This window comes from Agrobacterium sp. 5Ca39 (assembly GCF_055382365.1).
The window spans coordinates 1447528-1469930 of record NZ_AP026437.1 but is presented as its reverse complement, the minus strand read 5'-3'; the positions used below and the strand labels follow the sequence as shown (position 1 = coordinate 1469930).

Annotated in this window: 17 protein-coding genes; 12 read left to right on the top strand and 5 right to left on the bottom strand. The window is 60.5% G+C overall.

Annotation, left to right across the window (positions count from 1 at the left end; all coding sequences use genetic code 11):
* Nucleotides 1-127: 127 nt before the first annotated feature.
* From gltX to ACZ47E_RS20450, 5 genes are all read right to left on the bottom strand, one after another.
* Complete coding sequence (gene gltX / locus ACZ47E_RS20470; RefSeq protein ID WP_022562751.1) at nt 128-1585, bottom strand: glutamate--tRNA ligase; 1458 nt, start codon at nt 1583-1585, stop codon at nt 128-130.
* Nucleotides 1586-1798: 213 nt separating this feature from the next.
* The gene (locus ACZ47E_RS20465) at nt 1799-3571 is read right to left on the bottom strand and encodes an SLC13 family permease (RefSeq protein ID WP_278067594.1); all 1773 of its coding nucleotides are present in this window, start codon (nt 3569-3571) and stop codon (nt 1799-1801) included.
* Between the two features lie 114 nt (nt 3572-3685).
* Entirely contained in the window at nt 3686-4102 is a 417-nt protein-coding gene (locus ACZ47E_RS20460; protein WP_022562749.1) for a hypothetical protein, read from the bottom strand.
* A 97-nt stretch (nt 4103-4199) separates the two neighbouring features.
* Nucleotides 4200-4946, bottom strand: coding sequence for a TerC family protein (locus ACZ47E_RS20455; protein ID WP_004445214.1), 747 nt, complete (start codon nt 4944-4946; stop codon nt 4200-4202).
* Nucleotides 4947-5139: 193 nt separating this feature from the next.
* A complete protein-coding gene (locus ACZ47E_RS20450; RefSeq protein WP_004445213.1) occupies nt 5140-5826 on the bottom strand; it encodes a TetR/AcrR family transcriptional regulator in 687 nt (228 codons plus the stop codon).
* Nucleotides 5827-5989: 163 nt separating this feature from the next.
* On the opposite strand from ACZ47E_RS20450, the gene ACZ47E_RS20445 reads away from it, so the two are divergent.
* From ACZ47E_RS20445 to ACZ47E_RS20390, 12 genes are all read left to right on the top strand, one after another.
* Nucleotides 5990-7201, top strand: coding sequence for an HlyD family secretion protein (locus ACZ47E_RS20445; RefSeq protein ID WP_004445212.1), 1212 nt, complete (start codon nt 5990-5992; stop codon nt 7199-7201).
* Nucleotides 7202-7235: 34 nt separating this feature from the next.
* Nucleotides 7236-8819, top strand: a complete 1584-nt coding sequence (locus tag ACZ47E_RS20440; RefSeq protein WP_077986917.1) for a DHA2 family efflux MFS transporter permease subunit — start codon at nt 7236-7238, stop codon at nt 8817-8819.
* A 246-nt stretch (nt 8820-9065) separates the two neighbouring features.
* Nucleotides 9066-9716, top strand: a complete 651-nt coding sequence (locus ACZ47E_RS20435; protein WP_072493042.1) for a pyridoxamine 5'-phosphate oxidase family protein — start codon at nt 9066-9068, stop codon at nt 9714-9716.
* A 116-nt stretch (nt 9717-9832) separates the two neighbouring features.
* Complete coding sequence (locus ACZ47E_RS20430) at nt 9833-10855, top strand: LacI family DNA-binding transcriptional regulator (RefSeq protein WP_072493041.1); 1023 nt, start codon at nt 9833-9835, stop codon at nt 10853-10855.
* 103 nt (nt 10856-10958) lie between these two features.
* On the top strand, nt 10959-12413 hold the full coding sequence (xylB, locus tag ACZ47E_RS20425; protein WP_072493040.1) for a xylulokinase: 1455 nt from the start codon (nt 10959-10961) through the stop codon (nt 12411-12413).
* Between the two features lie 240 nt (nt 12414-12653).
* Nucleotides 12654-13964, top strand: coding sequence for a xylose isomerase (xylA, locus tag ACZ47E_RS20420; RefSeq protein ID WP_004445208.1), 1311 nt, complete (start codon nt 12654-12656; stop codon nt 13962-13964).
* Nucleotides 13965-14674: 710 nt separating this feature from the next.
* On the top strand, nt 14675-16054 hold the full coding sequence (locus ACZ47E_RS20415) for a GH1 family beta-glucosidase (RefSeq protein WP_278067593.1): 1380 nt from the start codon (nt 14675-14677) through the stop codon (nt 16052-16054).
* Between the two features lie 365 nt (nt 16055-16419).
* On the top strand, nt 16420-17049 hold the full coding sequence (locus ACZ47E_RS20410) for an NAD(P)H-dependent oxidoreductase (protein WP_004445205.1): 630 nt from the start codon (nt 16420-16422) through the stop codon (nt 17047-17049).
* A gap of 367 nt (nt 17050-17416) precedes the next feature.
* A complete protein-coding gene (locus ACZ47E_RS20405; protein ID WP_278067592.1) occupies nt 17417-18457 on the top strand; it encodes a methionine ABC transporter ATP-binding protein in 1041 nt (346 codons plus the stop codon).
* Nucleotides 18447-19115 (top strand): methionine ABC transporter permease, encoded by a 669-nt coding sequence (locus ACZ47E_RS20400; protein ID WP_004445202.1) that lies wholly within the window; start codon nt 18447-18449, stop codon nt 19113-19115. Before ACZ47E_RS20405 ends, ACZ47E_RS20400 begins: the two co-directional genes overlap by 11 nt.
* A gap of 33 nt (nt 19116-19148) precedes the next feature.
* Nucleotides 19149-19928, top strand: coding sequence for a MetQ/NlpA family ABC transporter substrate-binding protein (locus ACZ47E_RS20395; RefSeq protein WP_464017136.1), 780 nt, complete (start codon nt 19149-19151; stop codon nt 19926-19928).
* Nucleotides 19929-20124: 196 nt separating this feature from the next.
* Complete coding sequence (locus ACZ47E_RS20390) at nt 20125-22368, top strand: bifunctional diguanylate cyclase/phosphodiesterase (RefSeq protein WP_034496788.1); 2244 nt, start codon at nt 20125-20127, stop codon at nt 22366-22368.
* The last annotated feature ends 35 nt before the right edge of the window (nt 22369-22403 follow it).

Below are 22403 nucleotides of genomic sequence, written 5' to 3'. Positions count from 1 at the left end.
TGGGCAAGGTGTCAGCCGCTTGTCGATCTCCCCCTTTGAGGGGGAGATGCCCGGCAGGGCAGAGGGGGGTGAGCCCCAGGCAAAGGGCGTATTCTAAAATGCTGCCGTCACCGCCAGCACGTCATCATCAGCTTCCGCTGCCAACCATCGTGGCCACAACGGCGATCGCAGCCTTCAGGCGCTGGCGCACGACGGAGCGGCCAAGCAGCGCCATCGAGTCAAACAGCGGCAGCGAGCGCGACGATCCGGACATGGCGACGAAAAGCGGCGGCGTGACGACACGCAGCTTCTTGCCAGTGCGTTCGGCCACATCGCGCAACTCCGCCTCGATGGCTTCCACGTTCCAGTCGGGCATCTTTTCGAGGTCTGCGGCAACCGTGGTGAGGATTTCGTGGATTTCTTCCGGCTTGCTCTTCAGCCCGGCAAAGGAGGCGGGCGTCAGGCCGGCATCGCTTGCGAGCAGGAAGCCGGCAAGGTTAGGCAGCTCGCCGAGTTTGGAAACGCGGCTCTGCGCAAGCTTCAGGCCCTCGGTCAGGCGGGAATTCTCCATCGCCCATTCCAGTGTGCGGGCAATGAACTCTTCCGGCGAAAGCTTTTCGCGCAGCCAGCGGCCGTTCAGCCAGTCCAGCTTCTGAATGTCGAAAATGGCGCCGGCCTTGGAAAGCGCTTCCGGGTCGAACTTCGCGGCGAGCTCGTCCATGGTCAGAAGCTCTTCGCCCTCTGCGATCTGGATGAAGAACAGGCCCAGGAAGTTCATCAGCGCTTCCGGCAGGTAACCGAGCGCGGAATAATAGGAGATCGAGGTCGGGTTCTTGCGCTTGGAAAGCTTGGACTTGTCGGCGTTGCGCATCAGCGAGAGATGCATGAACACCGGCTCCTGCCAGCCGAAATAACGGTACAGCAGAATGTGCTTGGGCACCGAAGCCAGCCATTCTTCACCGCGCGCCACATGGCTGATCTTCATCAGATGGTCGTCGATGACGTTGGCCATGTGATAGGTCGGCATGCCGTCGGCCTTGATCAGCACCTGCATGTCGACGGAATCCCACGGGATCGAGACATCGCCATAAACGCCGTCATGGAAATCGCACGAGCCTTCGGTCGGGATTTTCATGCGCACGACGTTGGCTTCACCGGCGGCAACGCGGGCGGTGACTTCCTCGGCCTTCAGGTTGAGGCAGTGTCCGTCATATTTCGGCGGCTTGCCGGCGGCGCGCTGGGCCTCGCGCATCTGCTCCAGCCGCTCGGGCGTGCAGAAACAGCGGAAGGCATGGCCTTTTTCCAGCAGCTCTTCGGCATAGGGCCAGTACATCGCCTTGCGCTCTGACTGGCGATACGGACCGTAAGGGCCGCCGACATCGGGGCCTTCCGACCAGGTAAGGCCGGTCCAGCGCAGGGCTTCCAGCACCTTCTGCTCATATTCGAGGGTCGAGCGGGTGGCGTCGGTATCCTCGATGCGCAGGATGAACTCGCCGCCGTGTTTCTTGGCGAAGAGATAGTTAAACAGCGCGATATAAGCGGTGCCGACATGCGGCTCGCCGGTGGGGGAAGGTGCGATGCGGACGCGAACGCCGGAAGTGGTCATGAATTTCACTCGTCGTGACGTGGCGGTGACATCGGGGCGGTTCCACCCTGATACCACGGAGTTTTCGTTTGGATGCGGCAGGACATCATGTCGAAAGGCGAAAGGAAAGTGCCTTTTTCATATTCCCGTTCGGCTTGGGCTTAGGCCATATTCTGCCGCAGGCGTCAAGGAAATATGAAGTCTCCAGAGGTCGGCCGGTCCTGCCGGCTGGCTTCAGTTGACCGGCCAGACGTAAAGCAGCATGGGAATGCTGGCGAGGACGATCATGATCGATAGCGGCAGGCCAAGCCGCGGGTAGTCGCTGAAACGATAACCGCCGGGACCCATGACCAGCGTATTGCACTGGTGCCCGATAGGGGTGAGGAAATCGCAGCCCGCGCCGATCGCCACCGCCATCAGGAAGGCCTCCGGCCGGAAACCGAGCGTGGTGGCAAAACCCGCGGCAATCGGCGCCATGACCAGCACCGTTGCGGCATTGTTGAGAAAGGGCGTAACCGCCATGGCGGTGAGCAGGATCATGCCGAGCGCGGCAAAGGGCGGCAGGCCCTGAGCCGCGTTGCCGAGCCAGGCGGCGATCAACTCGCTGGCGCCGCTGGTGCGCAGTGAGTCGCTGACGGGAATGAGGGCGGCGAGCATGACGAGGATAGGGCCATCGACGGATTTGTAGACTTCGGTCAGCGGAATGGCGCCGACGACGATCATCATGAAGGCGGCTGCGAAAAAGGCGACCGAGACCGGGACCAGACCGCTGCCGGCCGCGATCATGGCGGCGGCGAGTACGATGACCGGCAAAAGCGCGCGGCGCTGTACGCCGAGCAGAATCTCCCGCTGCGCCAGCGGCAGCAGCGAAAATTCCTGCAGCACCTGCGGCAGGTTCTTGCGGCTGCCCTGTAAAAGGATGACGTCACCCGCCTGCAATGTCAGTTCCGAGAGCCGCTGGCTGACACGCTGGCCGCGCCGGCTCACCGCGATCAGGTTGACGCCACGCGTATAGGACAGCGCGAGTTCCCGCGCCGAAATGCCGTTCAGAACGGATTCGTTGCTGATGACGGCCTCCATGGAAATGAGGTCGGCGGTCTTCTGGCCGTTCTCCATCAGGGGCTTGCCGGAAAGCAGCAACTTTGCCTGGGAGACGATGCGGTCGAGGCCTTCCGGGCTGCCTTCGAGCAGAACCGTGTCTCCGGCCTTCAGCGTCACGTCGGGAAAGGGGGAAATGCGCCGCGGTCCGCGCAGGATGGTGCTGGCGATGACATCGCCATCGGCCTGCTTGAGAAGTTCGCGCAGCGGCTTGTCCGCAAAGGTATTGTCTGCAGGCAGCGTCGCTTCGGCGGTATAGGCGGACTGGTCGAGAATATCCTCGACAGAGGCCTTTTCCCGGTTGCGCACCGGCAGCAACCGATAACCGAAGGTCAGGAAGATGATGCCGATGACGGTGAGGCCAGCCCCAACGGGCGTGAAATCGAACATCGAGAAGCTCTTACCGGTCATCTCCTCACGCAGGCGCGAGACGACGATGTTTGGCGATGTGCCAATCTGCGTCATCAGCCCGCCCAGCAAGGCGGCAAACGCCATGGGCATCAGGTAATAGGAAACCGGGCTTCCTGATTTGCGGGCGAACTGGAACGCGACAGGCATCATGATGGCGAGTGCGCCGATGTTCTTGATGAAGGCCGACATGACGGCGACGACGATCATCAGGAAGGCGAGCTGCAGGCCTTTTGAATGCATCTCGGGGAAATATTTCTTGATCGTCATGTCGACGATGCCTGAACGCGCCACCGCCGAACTGACAACCAGCGCGCTGCCGACGATGATGACGATATCATCCGAAAAGCCGGAAAATGCCTTGTCGAAAGGCACGACGCCGAGTGCTACAGCCACCAGCAGCGCGCTGCAGGCGACGACGTCATAACGAAACCTGTCCCAGATGAAGGCCACCATCATGCCGGCGATGACGGTGAAGGCGAGGATCTGGTCTGTCGTCATTTGTGCGGGTTACTTTCGCATGCGGGGGATGGAATCGTATTTGCTTTTTTTGTCAGGGACCTGCTCATCAACGCAAGTGCGGGGCGGGAGTTCCTCGTGCCTGCGCACATCATTTCATTGCTTGAAAAATGCCTCGATAAAACGTGTTGCCTCGTCAGATATGCCGACGATCTTGTCTGTCGCCTGGCGGTAAAGTTTGAAATTGAGTTCGGTCTCAGGCTGCCCGTCCTCCCAGTCCCGGAAATCCCGCAACTGTGCCCGGCCGAGAGGACGCCAGGCCGTTGCCGTTCTCTTTATGGTGAGATCGACCCGGGGCGTTTGGCGCGCGATGCCCGGTCTGCGGGCAATTGCCCGGGTGGCTGTCACGACGCCGCTCGCAATGAGGCCGTGCCCGCCCTCATTTTCGCTGGCAAACAGGAAAACAGTATCGCCCGCCATGATGGTCTTGCCGCCATACATGGTTTTCTGCGCGGTGAATGCGAAAGTTTCCGCGTCGGGGTCTGAGATTTCCGCTTTAATGACGAAAGCCATGTTCTCGTCCCTTCGGGCGATGCCATGTGTCGGCCCCCTTGGTCCGGTTATGCAAGGCCCGCATGCTGCGGGCCCTACCAGTCGTTGCAGCTATCACTCAATGCAGCTGTTTGTTCTTTCGCCTTGCATTGCGCGCCAGCATGTTGAGCAGTTCCACCAGTGCCGAGAACGCCATGGCGGCATAGACGTAGCCCTTGGGAACATGGAAGCCCATGCCTTCGGCGATCAGTGTCGTGCCGATCATCATCAGGAAGGCGAGCGCCAGCATGACGATGGTGGGGTTACGCTCGATGAAATTGGCGAGCGGCGTTGCGGCCAGCAGCATGACTGTCACGGCCACGATGACGGCGACGATCATGATCGGCAGGTGAGGGGTCATGCCGACGGCGGTGATGATGCTGTCCACCGAGAAGACGAGGTCGAGCAGCAGGATCTGGCCGATGGCGGCGCCGAAATTCATGCCCACAGGGCCGCCCACCAGGTCTTCCTTGTGGTCTTCCGGGTCGACATTGTGGTGAATTTCCTTGGTCGCCTTCCAGACGAGGAAGAGACCGCCGGCGATGAGGATCATGTCCTTCCACGAGAATGGGTGGCCGAAGGCTTCGAAGACCGGTGTGGTGAGCTGCACGATCCAGGCGACGGTACCAAGCAGGCCAAGGCGCATGACGAGCGCGAGGCCTATACCGATCTTGCGGGCTTTTTCGCGCTGTTCAGGCGGCAGCTTGTTGGTGAGAATGGAGATGAAGATCAGGTTGTCGATGCCAAGAACGACCTCCATGACGATCAGTGTGACGAGCGCCACCCAGGCGGCGGGGTCCGACAGAAGAGGGAGAATGGACTCCATCAGGTATGTTTTCCTTTCAGCAACAAGGCCAGCCGATATATTCGGTGGGTGGAATTTATAGCGCAATACGCGAGAAACAAGGAGATAGCTCCTGTGTTTGGCAAGATTTCATCGAAATTTCGCGCAAACCGCGTATCGGACGCCATCGCCTTGCCGGCCTGATGCCGGTCAGGCCGTCCCTTGCTGAATGGTCTCAGGCTTTGTCTGTTCCGTAAGCCGCCATGAATACGTTGATGGCGCTGCTGATAACCCGGTCCAGTTCCTCGTCGGGAACCGGGCCTTCCAGTTCGCCGAACAGCCGCAGCTTGAAGAAGGTGCCGGTGGAAAGCTCGATATATTGCCGGGCGGCCAGTTCAGGATCGTCCACTTTCAGGTGGCCGATTTCGACCTGATGTTGGATGAAATCCAGGAGCACGGTGCGCACGTTGTTCGGAGCCGACAGGAAAAAGCGCTGCGCCAGTTTTGGCATGCGATCGATGACGCCGAGCACCGAACGCATGGCGGGGATCATGTCCGAACAGATCATCTTGTTGGCAAAGGCCTTGCCGAACTGCTCCAGCCCCTCGCGCACCTCCTCGGTGCCCTCAAGGATATGGCGCATGGAGGTGGCGAATTCGTTGCGATGGTGGTCGACGAGCGCAACGAACAGATCCTCCTTGTTGGAGAAATAGACGTAGATCGTGCCCTTGGAAACGCCCGCTTCACGCGTGATGTCGTTCATGCTGGCCGCATCGAAGCCCTTGCGCTTGAACACACGCCAGGCACCTGCCAGAATCTGCTCGCGTTTGGCCGGGTCTTCGCCCGCCGCAAAACGCCCGGCGGCATTGCCCGGACAGCCCGTTTCCGTTTCCGTCTCCATATCCCTGTCTTCACCTGCCATCGCTACCGCCTTCATAGCATCACAACGGCGTAAAAAAAATTAACCGAACGTCGAACCAATCGGTTCGATAACACTTGATATGTGTCAGGAAAGAGATTATGTCAATCGAACCGAACGGTTCAGTTCGAAAAACTTTCTTCAATCTATCACGGTAAGCTCTCTCATGTCGGCCCAGAAGAATAATGCGGTTCGCGCCGTCAACGATGCGGAAGAGGCGGATATCTCCGCCAAGGCCGAGACCTCTCCCGCAAAGCCGGCGGAGGCGCCTTCCCAGCAGCCGCAGGCAGCGCCGGCACCAAAGCAGAAGAAGCGCTCGAAGCTTCTGCCTGTCATTGCCATTGCACTGCTGGCCGGTGCTGGCTGGTACGGTTACAACTGGTGGATCGATGGTCGCTTCCTGGTGTCGACGGACGACGCCTATATCGAAGGTGACATCGCGGTCATCGCGCCGAAGGTTTCCGGTTACGTCGCCAGGGTGAACGTGGTCGAGAACCAGGAAGTCAAGGCGGGCGACCCGCTGGTGACGCTTGACGACGGCGATTATCGTATCGCGCTTGACCAGGCCGAAGCGCAGATCCGCACCGAGGAACTGTCTCTGAAGCGTATCGATGCGCAGATCATCGGCGGCGAAGCGGCGCTCGAGCAGGCCGTTGCCCAGAAGGGCGCGCTGGATGCAGCCCTTCGTGGTGCGGAAATCACCCAGAAGCGCGCAAGCCAGCTGCAGGCAAAGGATGTCGGCACGGTTGCCGCGTCCGATAATGCGCAGGTCGCGCTCGATCAGGCCAAGGCGAATGTCGTGGCCGGCGATGCCGCCATCGCTTCGGCCAAGGCCAATGTGGAGCTCCTGCGCGCCCAGCGTCAGGAGGCGGAAAGCACCATCCGTTCGCTGCAGCTGTCCCGCGACAAGGCGGCCCGCGATCTGTCCTTCACGGTTCTGAAGGCGCCTTATGACGGCGTTATCGGCAATCTCGCGGTACAGAATGGCGATCTGGTGTCTGTCGGCAAGCGTCTGGCTTCGCTGGTGCCGATGAACGAGCTTTATATCGACGCCAATTTCAAGGAAACGCAGCTCGCCCGCGTCGTACCCGGTTCGAAGGTGCGCGTGCATGTCGACGCCTTTGACGACGCGACGATCGAAGGCACGGTCCAGTCGATCTCGCCGGGTTCCGGCTCGGTCTTCTCCATGCTGCCGCCGGAAAATGCGACAGGTAACTTCACCAAGGTCATCCAGCGCGTGCCGGTTCGGATCGTCTTCTCCAAGGAAGACCTCGAAAAGCATAATCTGCGCGCGGGCCTCAGCGTTGTTGTCGATGTCGACACCCGCACGGCGCCGGAAACCACCAGAACGGCGCAAGCTAATCCGCAGGCCAAGTAAGGCGCGTCTTTGACGCACCGTTGAGGGCAAGATCATGGCGGCTACGGTTGTCGGTACGGGCGGGGCGTCCATCCCCGCCGATCCTCCGATGGACAGGCGCAGGCTCATCGCATTCTTCGCGATGGTCTTCGGCATGTTCATGTCCATTCTCGACATTCAGATCGTTTCCGCCTCGCTGGCGGAAATCCAGGCCGGCCTCGGCGCCGGCTCGGATGAGATCGCCTGGGTGCAGACGTCCTATCTGATCGCGGAAGTCATTATGATCCCGCTGTCGGGCACGCTGGCGCGCATCCTCTCCACGCGCGTGCTCTTCGCCACCTGTGCTGCGGGCTTCACGATCTCGAGCGCGCTCTGCGCCACTGCCACCAATATCGACCAGATGATCGTTTACCGCGCGATCCAGGGCTTTATCGGCGGCGGCATGATCCCGTCGGTCTTTGCGGCCGCCTTTACCATCTTCCCGCCGTCGAAGCGTTCTGTCGTGTCGCCGATCATCGGTCTCGTCGCCACGCTTGCGCCCACCATCGGCCCGACGGTCGGCGGTTATCTTTCCAACGCCTTTTCCTGGCACTGGCTGTTTCTCGTCAACATCATCCCCGGCATCATCGTCACCATCCTGACATGGAGCCTGATCGATTTCGACAAGCCGGAGCGGTCGCTCTGGAAGAAGTTCGACTGGTGGGGGCTCATCTCCATGGCCGTCTTTCTCGGCTCGCTGGAATATGTGCTGGAAGAGGGTAACAACAAGGACTGGTTTAACGACGAACACATCGTCATGGGAACGGTCGCCATGGTTATCGGCGCGGTCGTCTTTTTCTGGCGCGCCTTCAAGGTGGAGTTCCCCGTGGTTGATATCCGCGCCTTTGCGGACCGCAACTTCTCCATCGGCTCGCTGTTCTCCTTCGTCATGGGCATCGGGCTTTACGGGTTGACCTATCTCTACCCGCTCTATCTTGGCCGCGTGAGGGGATATGACGCGCTGATGATCGGCGAGACCATGTTCGTGTCCGGCCTTGCGATGTTCTTCACCGCGCCGATTGCCGGCAAGGTCTCCACCAAGCTCGATCCGCGGGCGATGATGGCCATCGGCTTCATCAGCTTCGGCTGCGGCACCTGGATCATGACGCATGTGACGACCGACTGGGATTTCTACGAGCTGCTGATCCCGCAGATCCTGCGCGGTTTCGGCCTGATGATGTGCATGGTGCCGATCAACAACATCGCGCTCGGCACCCTGCCGCCCGCCCGTATCCGCAACGCGTCCGGTCTGTTCAACCTCACGCGTAACCTCGGCGGGGCCGTTGGTCTTGCCGTCATCAACACCATGCTGTCGCAGCGCACGGACGACCATTATGTGCGTCTGGCCGAACATATCAGCTATTCCAACCCCAAGGCGCTGGAATGGCTGAACAGTGTCGGCGCCAACTATGATTCCTACGGGCTGGACGGCGCATCCGTCGCGGTCAAGAAAATGGTCGGCATGGTCTCGCAGCAGGCATGGATTCTAGCCTTCGCCGATGTGTTCTTCGCGCTGACGCTGCTGTTTTCCAGCCTGATCTTCATGACGATCCTGATCCAGAAACCCAAGGCAGCGCCGCCACCAGACGCGGCGCACTGATAACAATCCCCTCCCATCCACCGCAGAGCTGGGGCCGTCGGAAATGACGGCCCCTTTTTTACATTCGCTCAAAATCCCGATTTCGTCTGTTGCCTGATTTCGACTGTTGATCGCAGCGGGCAAGCCATGTATATCAATTTATGAGGTACGTACCTCAAAAAGGCGCAAATGGAGCGAAAACGGGGTCGGGAGGACGGCTGACCGGGATTTGGGCCCCTTGGGCAGGGCAGTTCAGAGGGGGAGATCATGGCGGCCTTGGAACTCAATCCAGACTTCGCAATCACGGATGAGCAGTCGCTTCGCGGCCTGTTCGAGCCGACACATGCCCTCGCGCTACAGAAGTGTCAGGACAGGCTCGGCGAACATGCGCAGGAATTCATTCGGCGTTCGCCCTTTCTCTGCATCGGCACCCAAAACCTTGAGGGAAAGGCCGATGTCAGCCCCCGCGGCGATCCGCCGGGCTTTGTAAGGGTTCTCGACGCGCGCACGCTGGCGATCCCGGACCGGCCGGGCAACAATCGCCTTGATACGCTCAGCAATATCATCGCCAACCCCATTGTCGGTCTCTTGTTTATCGTGCCCGGTTTCGACGACACCCTGCGGGTGAACGGGCGAGCGACACTGAGCAACGATCCAGAACTACTGAAGCTGATGAGCGTTGCGGATCGTATTCCCAAACTTGCCATCGTCTTGAAGGTGGATGAGGTCTTCATGCATTGCGCCAAGGCGTTCCGGCGCTCCCACCTGTGGGATCCCGCGCATCACCAGTCCCGGTCGGAAATGCCCTCGCTTATCAAGATCATCTTGGATGAAACGTCGCGCACTCCGACAAATGGGGATGACCTGCGGAAGATGGATGAGCAGCTGGAGCAGGACTACCGCCGGACCCTCTATTAGCCTCAGCCAATGCCGGGATTGATATTCCGCAGCCATTTGATGAATTATGAGGTACGTACATCATTTTTCGATTTACGGCGGCGGCAAAGCTGGATATGCAGGAGGCGGGAGGAGCCATGAAGCCGACAGTTCACGATATCGCCGAGCGGGCGGGCGTCAGCCTCGCCACCATAGACCGGGTGCTGAACATGCGTCCCGGCGTGCATGCCGCAACGCGGGCGCGGGTGGAAGCCGCCATTGCCGAGCTGGGTTACGTGCGCGACATCGCCGCCGCCAATCTGGCCAAGGGGCGCAATTACTCGATGATCTTCATCCTGCCCGGCAACGACAATTCCTTCATGGCGACGCTGCGCGCCGAGGTACGGGCTGCGGCCAGCCGCTCGCATCTGGAGCGGACGGCAATCCGCGTCATCGAGGTGCCGCCGTTTAATGCTGCGGCTCTGACTGAGGCTCTGGAAGTTGCGCGGCGGGAAAAACCATCCGGCGTGGCCTTCGTCGCCACCGATTCCGAAGATGTGGCGGAGGCCGCCGACCGGCTGGCGGAAGACGGCATCGCCACGGTGACGCTGGTGTCGGACCTCTCGGGTTCGAGGCGTGATCATTATGCAGGTGTGGACAACGTCGCGGCCGGCCGCACGGCGGCGAGCCTGATGGGACGTTTTCTTTCCGGGCGCGGCGGAGATGTCGCCGTTGTCGCGGGCTCCATGCTGGTGCGCGACCATCGCGAGCGTCTGGAAGGGTTTCGCGCCGTCATCGAGGCAGAGTTTCCCCAGGCGCGGCTGCTGCCGGTGCTGGAGGGCAGGGACGATCCGCTGACCGTCGAGGCGCTGGTGTGCGAGGCGCTCGGCAATGCAACCCTCGCCGGCATTTACAGTCTCGGTGCCGGTAATCGAGGTCTCATCCGCGCGCTTGGAGCGGTAGATGACGAAAGACCGCTTTCGGTCATCGCCCATGAGCTCACCGAAACCACCGCCAATGCGCTGCGGCAAGGGCTGCTGGATGCCGTGCTCAACCAGGACGCGGGTCACGAGGTGCGCAGCGCCATCCGCGTCCTGAAGGCGCGCGCCGATGGCCTGCCCGTCATCGCCGCGCAGGAACGTATTCGTATCGATATCTTCCTCAGGGACAATCTTCCCTGAAGAAACTCTTCCGAAGGAAAAGTGGTCGCTGGTTTTCCCTCTGGCGGCGACTTTAAAAAACCGCATGAACTTTGGCGCATGGCGCGCCGGAATGGAGAAATATATGTATCTCGGTCTCGATCTTGGCACTTCAGGCGTCAAAGCCCTGCTGATGGACGGCGATCAGAAAATCATCGGCTCGGCCAACGGCTCGCTGGATGTCTCGCGCCCGCATCATGGCTGGTCGGAACAGGACCCGGCGGACTGGATCGCCGCGACGAAAACCGCAGTTGCCGGCCTGAAGCAGAAGTTTCCGAAAGAGCTTGCCGCGGTGAAGGGCATCGGCCTTTCCGGCCAGATGCACGGCGCCACACTTGTCGATGCCGATGGCAAGGTGCTGCGCCCCTGCATTCTCTGGAACGACACCCGCTCCCATGCCGAAGCAGCCGCACTCGATGCTGATCCGCGCTTCCGCAAGATAACCGGCAATATCGTCTTCCCCGGCTTCACCGCGCCGAAGCTCGCCTGGGTGGCAAAGAACGAACCTGAAGTCTTCGCAAAAGTCGCCAAGGTATTGCTGCCGAAGGATTATCTGCGGCTGTGGCTGACCGGTGAGTATATCTCGGAAATGTCCGATTCCGCCGGCACCTCCTGGCTCGATACCGGCGCGCGCAAATGGTCTTCCGACCTGCTTGCCGCGACGGGGCTCGATGAAAAACACATGCCGTCTCTGGTGGAAGGCACGGATGAGGCGGGCGTTCTGCGCGCCGAGCTTGCCTCCGAATGGGGCATTTCCGGCCGGGCCGTGGTTGCCGGCGGAGCGGGCGACAATGCCGCCTCGGCCTGTGGCATGGGCACTGTGAAGGAAGGTCATGCCTTCGTGTCGCTCGGAACCTCTGGTGTGCTCTTCGCCGCCAATGCCTCTTATCTGCCGAAGCCGGAAAGCGCAGTTCATGCTTTCTGCCACGCGTTGCCCAATACCTGGCACCAGATGGGCGTCATTCTCTCCGCCACGGATGCGCTGAACTGGTATTCGCGGCTGACAGGCCAATCCGCCGCCGATCTGACCGGCGAACTCGGCGACACGCTGCTTGCGCCGACTGGCGTGACTTTCGCGCCCTACCTTTCCGGCGAGCGTACACCGCACAATGATGCTGCCATCCGCGGCTCCTTCATCGGCCTTTCGCATGAGAGCGACCGCAAGGCGCTGACGCAGGCCGTGCTTGAGGGCGTGACCTTCGCGATCAGGGACAATCTCGAAGCCTTGAAATCCGCCGGCACCTCGATCTCTCGTGTCACCGCCATCGGCGGCGGCTCGCGTTCGGCCTATTGGCTGGCGTCGATTGCTACGTCGCTTGGTGTGCCCGTCGATATTCCCGCCGAGGGCGATTTCGGTGCGGCCTTCGGTGCCGCGCGTCTCGGCCTGATTGCTGCGACCGGAGCTGATCCGGTGGCGGTGTGCTCGCAGCCGGAGACGGCGCGGACGATTGAGCCGGTGGCTGATCTGGCCGGTGCCTATGAGGAGGCTTACCGGCGGTATCACGCGGTTTATCCGGCGATTAGGGGGCTTTCGCATTGAGGTGTTGAGGGTGCGGCTTCACCCCCCTCTGCCCTGCCGGGCATCTCCCCCTCAAGGGGGAGATCGGCAAGCGGCGGACACTTCACTTCATCTTCAGCCTCGCAAGAGGTGGACACCTAACCACGAGTCGATCTCCCCCCTTGAGGGGGAGATGTCCGGCAGGACAGAGGGGGGTGAGCGGCAAACGCCAACCCTGAAATTTCAGAACACCATCTAGACCCACCAAGGAGGAACCACCCAATGAGCACAGGCTTCTTCGGCGATATCGCCAAGATCAAATATGAAGGCCCCGACAGCACCAACCCGCTGGCCTTCCGCCATTACAACCCCGACGAAATCGTCGCCGGCAAGCGCATGGAAGATCATCTGCGTTTTGCGGTGGCCTACTGGCATACCTTTACCTGGCCGGGCGGTGACCCCTTTGGCGGCCAGACGTTCGAGCGTCCATGGTTTGAAGACAGCATGCAGGCCGCGAAACTGAAGGCCGACGTGGCGTTCGAATTCTTCTCGCTGCTCGGTTCGCCGTTCTACTGCTTCCACGATGCCGACGTACGGCCGGAAGGCAAGAACTTCGCGGAAAACACCAAGAACCTCAACGAGATCGTTGATTATTTCGCGCAGAAGCAGGCCGATACCGGCGTGAAGCTGCTGTGGGGCACGGCCAACCTCTTCTCCAACCGCCGCTTCATGTCGGGTGCCGCGACCAATCCGGATCCTGACGTCTTCGCTTTCTCCGCCGCAACGGTTAAGACCTGCATGGACGCCACCAAGAAGCTCGGCGGCGCGAACTACGTTCTGTGGGGCGGCCGCGAAGGCTACGAAACCCTGCTCAACACCGATCTGTCGCGCGAGCTCGACCAGCTTGGCCGCTTCCTCAATCTGGTGGTGGAATATAAATACAAGATCGGTTTTGAAGGCACGATCCTGATCGAGCCAAAGCCGCAGGAGCCGACCAAGCACCAGTACGACTATGACGTCGCCACCGTTTATGCCTTCCTGCAGAAGAACGGTCTCGACAAGGAAGTGAAGGTCAATATCGAGCAGGGCCACGCCATCCTCGCCGGCCACTCTTTCGAGCACGAGCTTGCCATGGCGAACGCCTTCGGCATTTTCGGCTCCATCGATATGAACCGCAACGATTACCAGTCCGGCTGGGATACGGACCAGTTCCCCAACAACGTGCCGGAAATGGCACTCGCCTATTACCATGTTCTCGCCGGCGGCGGCTTCAAGAATGGCGGTACCAACTTCGATTCCAAGCTGCGTCGCCAGTCGCTCGATCCGCAGGACTTGCTGATCGGCCATATCGGTGGCATGGATTGCTGCGCCCGTGGCCTCAAGGCGGCGGCGAAGATGATCGAGGACGGTGCGCTTTCGAAGCCGCTCAAGGAGCGCTACGCCAAGTGGGATTCGCCGGAAGCCCAGAAGATGCTGCGCGGCGAGCTGAAGCTCGACGAGATCGCGGCATTGGTCGAGCGCGAGGATATCAACCCCGAGCCGAAGTCTGGCCGCCAGGAATATCTCGAAAACGTGGTCAATCGTTACGTTTGACGTGATGGAGGGGGTGACGGCAACGTTGCCCCTCATCGCCTCGCTGCGCTCCGGCACTTCGCCCCGGCGGGGGAAAGAACAAGCTTCACGCTCCTTGCCAAACGCGGCGGGCCCGGCATATCTCTTCTCCCCGCCGGGGAGAAGGTGGCCCGAAGGGCCGGTTGAGGGGCCCGCTCTCCGTTCTGCTCCAGAAGAAGCGGACAACTCTGCGCCACCCCTCCATCCTTTTCAGTCACTTCCGAAAAAATTCTTCCTCTCCCGTCCGCATGGCCCTCCTTGGCTGCATCATTCCTCCCGCAACCGGAACGGAAGGGCGATACGCGCGGCGCCTTTTGCGAACCGGTTGCCGGCATCGACAAGCATGGTTCTGGTAGACCGTGTTTCGGAGAGGCGTCCCGCACGGCCAGAGGCGGGAAGGGCTGATCGGATAGATGTCGTGAAAAGGCTGTAAGCGAGGGGCCGTGATTATGGTCTCCACAATGCGGCCAGGTGCATGCAAATACTTCCACCACTACCCATTTCACACGCATTCACCGGGCCTGCCTCCCATGCCGCCGCTACGCGCTGCGGTGACGTTTGCGCATGCAAAGCGCTTTGGGCCTGTTCACCGCGCATCCTGAAACGTTGTAGATTCCGCCGAGCCCGACTGTACCTCGCAGGCGACATGGTCTAAACCGCTGCTGATCTTTTCACATCCGATGGACTCTCCGATGACCGATCCCAAAACGCTCGCAGCCCGTTTCCCCGGCGATTTCCTGTTTGGCGTCGCAACTGCCTCGTTCCAGATCGAAGGTTCCACCAAGGCGGATGGCCGCAAGCCCTCCATCTGGGATGCCTTCTGCAATATGCCGGGCCATGTCTTCGGGCGTCACAATGGCGATATCGCCTGCGATCACTACAATCGCTGGGAGGAAGACCTCGATCTCATCAAGGAGATGGGGGTGGAGGCCTATCGTTTCTCGATCGCCTGGCCGCGCATCATTCCCGATGGTTTCGGGCCGATCAACGAGAAGGGTCTGGATTTTTACGACCGCCTCGTTGATGGCTGCAAGGCACGCGGGATCAAGACCTATGCGACGCTGTACCATTGGGATCTGCCGCTGACCCTGATGGGGGATGGCGGCTGGTCTTCCCGCTCCACGGCACATGCCTTCCAGCGTTACGCCAAGACCGTCATGGCGCGCCTTGGCGACCGGCTGGATGCGGTTGCGACCTTCAACGAGCCTTGGTGCGCGGTGTGGCTCAGCCATCTCTATGGTATCCACGCGCCGGGTGAGCGCAACATGGAGGCGGCCCTTGCCGCCATGCACCATATCAACCTCGCCCATGGTTTCGGCGTGGAAGCTTCCCGCCACGTCGCGCCGAAAGTGCCGGTGGGGCTGGTATTGAACGCCCATTCCGTCATTCCCGCTTCCGATGGCGAGGCTGATCTGAAGGCAGCCGAGCGGGCCTTCCAGTTCCACAATGGCGCGTTCTTTGACCCGGTCTTCAAGGGCGAATATCCCGCCGAGATGATGGAGGCGCTGGGTGATCGTATGCCCGTCGTGGAGGCGGAAGACCTCGGCATCATCAGCCAGAAGCTTGACTGGTGGGGCCTGAATTATTACACGCCGATGCGCGTCGCCGACGACGCGACACCGGGCGCGGAATTCCCCGCGACTATGCCCGCACCGGCGGTCAGCGATGTGAAGACCGATATCGGCTGGGAGGTTTACGCTCCGGCGCTGAAGTCGTTGGTTGAGACGCTCTACAGGCGTTACGATCTGCCGGAGTGCTACATCACCGAAAACGGCGCCTGCTATAATATGGGCGTCGAAAACGGCGAGGTGAATGACCAGCCGCGTCTCGATTATTACGCCGAACACCTCGGCATCGTCGCCGATCTCATCCGCGACGGTTACCCGATGCGCGGTTATTTCGCCTGGAGCCTGATGGATAATTTCGAATGGGCCGAGGGTTACCGCATGCGTTTCGGGCTCGTGCATGTGGATTATGAGACGCAGGTGCGCACGCTGAAGAACAGTGGCAAGTGGTACAGCGCGCTGGCTTCGGGTTTCCCGAAGGGGAACCATGGGGTTGCCAAGGGGTGAGGTTTTTTCCCCTCATCCCTGTGCTTGTCACAGGGATCTAGCCAGCCTAAGTCCTTGGGCTGAGGGGAGTCTTTCCGCCACGCGGACGCGTGTGGGCTAAATTCCTGTGACAAGCAAGGAATGAGGGTGGGGAGGCCGGCTGATGCGTAAAATTCAACGTCGACTCCTGACGGGCGAGGGCACGAAGCCTGTCCGCAATAAAGTTCTCTCCCCTTATTATCAGTTTTCCAAACTTTTTTGTCGGTTACCCCACGGTGCCTGCTTGCGCCTGCCGTCCCGGCTCCTATGTGAGACGGGCTACGAAGCGTAGCGCCCATCCTGCCGTCAAGGGGCAGGGCGGGCTGGTCCTCCCAGGGAAAACGAACATGCTTATCGAAAAACTTAACTGGCGTTATGCCACCAAGAAAATGGACCCTTCAAAGACGGTGTCCGAAGACAAGGTCGAGCGCATTGTCGAGGCAGCGCGGCTGGCGCCCACCTCCAGCGGTCTTCAGCCCTTTGAAGTCATCGTCGTCACCGATCCGGAGGTGCGCGCCAAAATCCGCGAGATTGCCTGGAACCAGGCGCAGGTGACCGAAGGCTCGCATCTGCTGGTCTTTGCGGCGTGGGATAATTACACCGAAGAGCGGATCAACCATATGTTCGATCTGGTCAATGAAGAGCGCGGCATCAAGAATGAAGGCTGGGAAGCCTATCGCCAGATGCTGCTTAACACCTATCCGCAGCGCGATCAGCAGGTGAATTTCGAGCACGCCGCCCGTCAGGCCTATATCGGGTTCGGCATGGCTGTGGCGCAGGCCGCCTTTGAGGGTGTGGATTCCACTCCGATGGAAGGTTTCGATCCTGCCAAGCTCGATGAAATCCTTGGCCTGCGTGAGAAGGGCCTGCGCTCCGTCACCATCCTGCCGCTCGGTTATCGCCAGCCGGAAGGCGACTGGCTGGTGAACCTGAAGAAGGTGCGCCGTCCCGCCGAAGAATTCGTCAGCCGCGTCTGATTCAAGGTACTCGCAAAATCTTGACTGCCGCAGGGCTGCACACGCGGCTTTGCGGTAGATTTTTCCTCTCTTTTCAGATAATTGAAAAAACATCCCTGTTAAAAGGTGGCGTGTGCGGGCAAGTATGCGCCATCGAATTGCCGATCCCCGGCATTTCTGAGTGAAAGCCTGACGAAATGACCCGGAAAATCAGCTGTCATCGAATGTGCCCGAAGGCTGCATGAAGAGAGCGGTTCAGCACCGCAACAGGATTTTTTGAGACCCGATCCGTCACGCATTCCCAGAGTTCACAATGAGTTTTCCATCCAGTGCGGCCTCGCCCGCGCGCCAAGAACAGGCGGTCCCTGAAGGGGCGGCAAAGGAGCCGATGGTCACGTTCGAAGGCGTGACCAAGACCTTTGGCGGCACGGGCGGCAAGCCCGGCTTCGCAGCCCTAGCCGGTATCGATTACGCCGTGCCGAAGGGCTCAATCACCGGCATCATCGGTCGCTCCGGTGCCGGCAAGTCCACGCTCATCCGCCTCGCCAACGGCCTTGAAAAGCCTTCGACCGGTCGTGTGATCGTTGATGGTGTCGATGTTGCGGCGCTCGGTGAAAAGAGCCTGCGCACGCTGCGTCGTTCCGTCGGCATGATCTTCCAGCATTTCAATCTCCTGTCCTCGCGCACCGCCTTCGACAATGTGGCGCTGCCGCTCGAAATATCAGGCATGGGCAAGAAGGATATCGAGACCCGGGTTGCGCCGCTGCTCGATCTTGTTGGCCTGTCCGATAAGGCAAAGCGTTATCCGGCGGAACTTTCCGGCGGCCAGAAGCAGCGTGTCGGCATTGCCCGTGCGCTCGCCACCCAGCCGAAGCTGCTGCTTTCCGACGAAGCAACGTCTGCGCTCGATCCGGAAACGACACAATCCATTCTCGAGCTGCTGAAGCGCATCAATGCTGAACTCGGTCTGACCGTGCTGCTCATCACCCATGAGATGGAGGTGGTAAAGACCATCGCGTCGCAGGTGGCCGTCATCGACAGGGGACTGATCGTTGAGCAAGGCACCACCTTCGATATCTTCACAGCGCCGAAACACGAGACCACCCGCAGCCTGCTGTCGTCCTCTGTCGGCGTGAAGCTGCCGCACTGGGTTACCTCTGGTCTCAAGCCGCAGGCAGCGGAAGGCGATCGTGTTCTGGTGCGTCTGGTGTTCTTCGGCGAAACGGCCTTCCAGCCGCTGACGGCCCGTCTCGTCGCCGAAATCGGCCCCGATGTGAACATCCTCGCCGGCACCATCGAGGAAATTTCCGGCGAGCCCTTCGGTTCGCTTGTCGTCTCCTATCCGGCCTCGGCTGAGGTTACGGCGCGCGCCGATCGCTTTTATGCTGAAACCGGTCTTCACACGGAGGTGCTCGGTTATGTCGCCTGATATGATCTTCAGCCTTCTGCTGAAAGGGCTGTTGCAAACCCTTCACATGGTTGCTGTTTCCGGCATCGTTGGGTCCATCATCGGCGTGCCGATGGGCGTTTTCCTCGCCACCAGCGGCAAGGGCGAACTGTTTCCCGCGCCCATGACCAACCGCATCCTCGGCCTCATCGTGAATGCGGCGCGCTCCACGCCCTTCATCATTCTTGTCGTGGCGATCATTCCCTTCACCCGTCTCGTGGCCGGCACGTCGATCGGCACCAGTGCCGCCATCGTGCCGCTGACGGTTGCGACCGTGCCCTTCATCGCCAGGCTGGTGGAAGCGGCGATCCGCGAGGTGGACAAGGGTCTGATCGAGGCTGCCCGCGCCATGGGTGCGACGCCGCTGCAGATCGTCACCAAGGTTCTGCTGGCTGAGGCGAAGCCCGGCATCACGCTGGCGCTCACGCTCACGCTGGTCAGCCTCATCGGTTATTCGGCCATGGTGGGCGCGGTTGGCGGCGGCGGGCTGGGCGATCTCGGCATCCGCTACGGTTACCAGCGCTTCATGCCAGACGTGATGCTGGCCGTGGTTCTGGTGCTGATCGTGCTGGTGCAGCTGGTGCAGAGCGCCGGCGACCGGCTGGCGCGCAGCTTCGACAAGCGTACACGGAAGAATTAACTGCGTTCATAATAACAACCCAAGGAGACACCCATGAAGAAACTCATCCTCGCGGCATCGCTCGCCGCTCTCTTCACCGCCGGTCAGGCGCTGGCCGAGACGATCAAGATCGGCGTCACCCCCGCCGAACCCGCGCAGATCATGGAACAGGTGAAGAAGATCGCGGCCGCCAAGGGCCTCGATATCGATATCGTCGAGTTCTCCGATTATGTCGTGCCGAACCAGGCGCTGAACGACGGCGAGCTGCAGGCCAACTCCTTCCAGCACCAGCCGTACCTCGACAACCAGATCGCTGACCGCAAGTTCGATCTCGTCAGCGTCGGCACCACCATCACCACCCCGATGGGCGTTTATTCGAAGAAGGTGAAGAGCCTTGACGAGCTGAAGGATGGCGCGACGGTCGGTATTCCGAACGATCCCACCAATGGCGGCCGCGCCCTTCTGGTTCTTGCCTCCAAGGGCCTGATCAAGGTCAAGGAAGAAGCTGGCCTCAAGGTAACCCCTGCCGACATCACCGAAAACCCGAAGAACATCCAGATCGTCGAACTCGACGCCGCACAGCTGCCGCGATCGCTTGACGATACCGACGCTTCGGTCATCAACACCAACTATGCCACGGCAGCCGGCCTGAACCCGAAGAAGGACTCCATCGCCATCGAAAGCGAAAAGTCCCCTTACGCGAACGTCATCGCCGTTCGCACGCAGGACAAGGACAAGCCCTGGGTGAAGACGCTGGTGGAATCCTACCACAGCCCGGAAGTGAAGGCCTTCATTCTGGAGAAGTATAACGGCACGGTTATCCCGTCCTGGTAATCGCTCCATCACGATGAAAATGATGACCTCTCCCGCTCGCGGGGGAGGTTTTTTGTTTTACGGACGGGCGCAAATCCACTTTTCCTGAAAAACCTCCATTCTTTCCAGAAAGGATTTTTCAGATTTCCGGTCGGACTGTCGTTTTGTACCCGTTGTTTTTTGGGTCGGTGTTACGGCGCGGCTTAACGGCTTTTGAATGTTTCCTTCGCAAGATGATGCTTTCGAAGGGGATTTTATGCGGATTGCGCCGCGCAACATTGGGGACTATTTGCCGGTCGGGCGCAGAACCGCCGTCGGCGTTGTGCTGTCCACCTTCGCGCTGGTGCTTCTCATCGTTACGGCGCTCGTCCTCTCCGCTCTCAGTCAGGTCCGGGAAAAGGCCAATCTGCTCGACAGTGCCCGTTCACGCGAGACGACGGCGGGAGCTCTCGTCACTTTTCGCGAACAGCTTGGTGCGACGCTCAACGATTACGCCGCCTGGGACGATGCCGCCGAATATGTCTATGCTCCTGATCGCTTCGACTGGGTGGCCAGCAACTACGGCGACATGACGGCCAATAACGATCTTTTCGATACTGCCGTTATCATCGACGAGGATGACAAGGTCCGTATGGCTTATCAGAATGGCAAGCCGGCGAAATGGGTGCCCGGCACCTATTTCGCCGCCGGCCTTCCGGAAATGATCGAACGGGTGCGGTCCATGCGTCCCGGCGTCACCTCGCAGGTCACGGGTTTCGTCAAAACCGGGGATGGTATCGCCGCTGCCGGTGTTGCGCTGGTGCGGCTCAAATCGGGAGCGCTGCCGCCGGTCGGCGCGGAGCGGCGCTATCTGGTTTTTGCCCGTCATCTCACCCAGGCGACGGTGCACAAACTCGCCCGCAACTACGTGATCGAGGGCCTGGAGCTGCAATATGGCGAGGGAACGGCCGCCAACCACGTGGATATCGTCAATCCGCTGGGGCAGGTGCTGGCACGGCTCGTCTGGCGGTCGCACCTGCCCGGAGATGTCAGTTTTCATGAGGCGCGGCCGGTCGTCTTTACCGCGCTCGGTATCGCCGGCACGTTCTTTCTGGTGCTGCTCATCATCGGTTCGGCCACGCTCGATCGTCTGAAGGCGGATGAGGCGGCGGCGCGGGAAGAGGCTCTGCGCGATCGGCTGAGCGGCCTCAATAATCGCGCCGGTCTCTTCGCGAGGCTGGACCGCATGGTCGCCAGGGCAAGCCACGACAAGACGGATATCAAGCTGCTTTATCTCGATCTCGACGGCTTCAAGGAAATCAACGATTCCTACGGCCACGCGGCGGGTGACCGGCTCATCAAGGGCGTGGCGGCGGCGCTCAGGGTGCTGGTGCCGGAAGGCGCGGTTCTGGCGCGGCTCGGCGGCGACGAATTCGCCATCGCCATTCAGGGCGACGACGTGTGGGTGGAAGGCCGCAAGCTCTGCATGTCACTGCTGGAACTCTTCACCGAACCCTTCAGCATAGGCGAGCGTGTGGCAAGTATAGGCTGCAGCATCGGCACGTCGATTTCGCGGGCGGGGGACATCAATGGTGAGGAATTGCTGCGCCGCGCGGATATGGCCATGTATCAGGCCAAGGAAAACGGCCGCGGTCGTTACGTGTCCTACGAATTGAAAATGGATGCGCTGCGCGAGGAAAAACTGCAGCTCGAGGCCGATCTTCGCTCCGCCATTTTGAACGACGAGATACAGGTGGTTTATCAGCCGGTCGTCAGCGCCGCCACGCGCTGCATTACCGGGGTGGAGGCGCTGGCCCGCTGGCAGAGGCCGGGATATGGCTTCGTCCCGCCCGACATATTCATCGCCGCTGCCGAGACGAGCGGTCTCATCGACCGGCTCGGCCTGCTGGTGCTGCGCAAGGCCTGCGAGACAGCACAGCAATGGCCGTCCATCAAACTGTCGGTCAATATTTCACCCGTGCAGTTCCGCAATCCGGCCTTTTCCGGCCATGTCGCGGATATTCTGGATGCAACGAAGACGCCGCCGGAAAGGCTGCGGCTGGAAATGACGGAAGGTTATTTCATCCAGCACCCGGAGCGGGCAAGTGCGGCAATAGACAAGCTGAAACAGCTCGGCCTGCATATCGCGCTCGACGATTTCGGCGCCGGCTTTGCCAGCGTCGGCTATCTGCGTCGCTTCGGCTTCGACAGGATGAAGATCGACCGTTCGCTCATCATGGCGCTCGACAAGGGAGGCCGCTCGCTGGAAATGCTGCAGGCGACCGTGGCGCTGGCGAAATCACTCGACATTCCGGTCACGGCCGAAGGCGTGGAAACGGAAGAGCAGGCGGCCATACTGCATCTGTGCGGCTGCGACGAATTGCAGGGTTACCTGTTCTCAAAACCGGTCGCGGCGGAAGAGATCACCGCCATGCTGGACGGGCAGGATGCGCCGCTCTTTGCGCTGCGGGCGGGGGCGTGAGGTTCTCAACGTGTCGCTTCTCGTTTCTTCTCCCC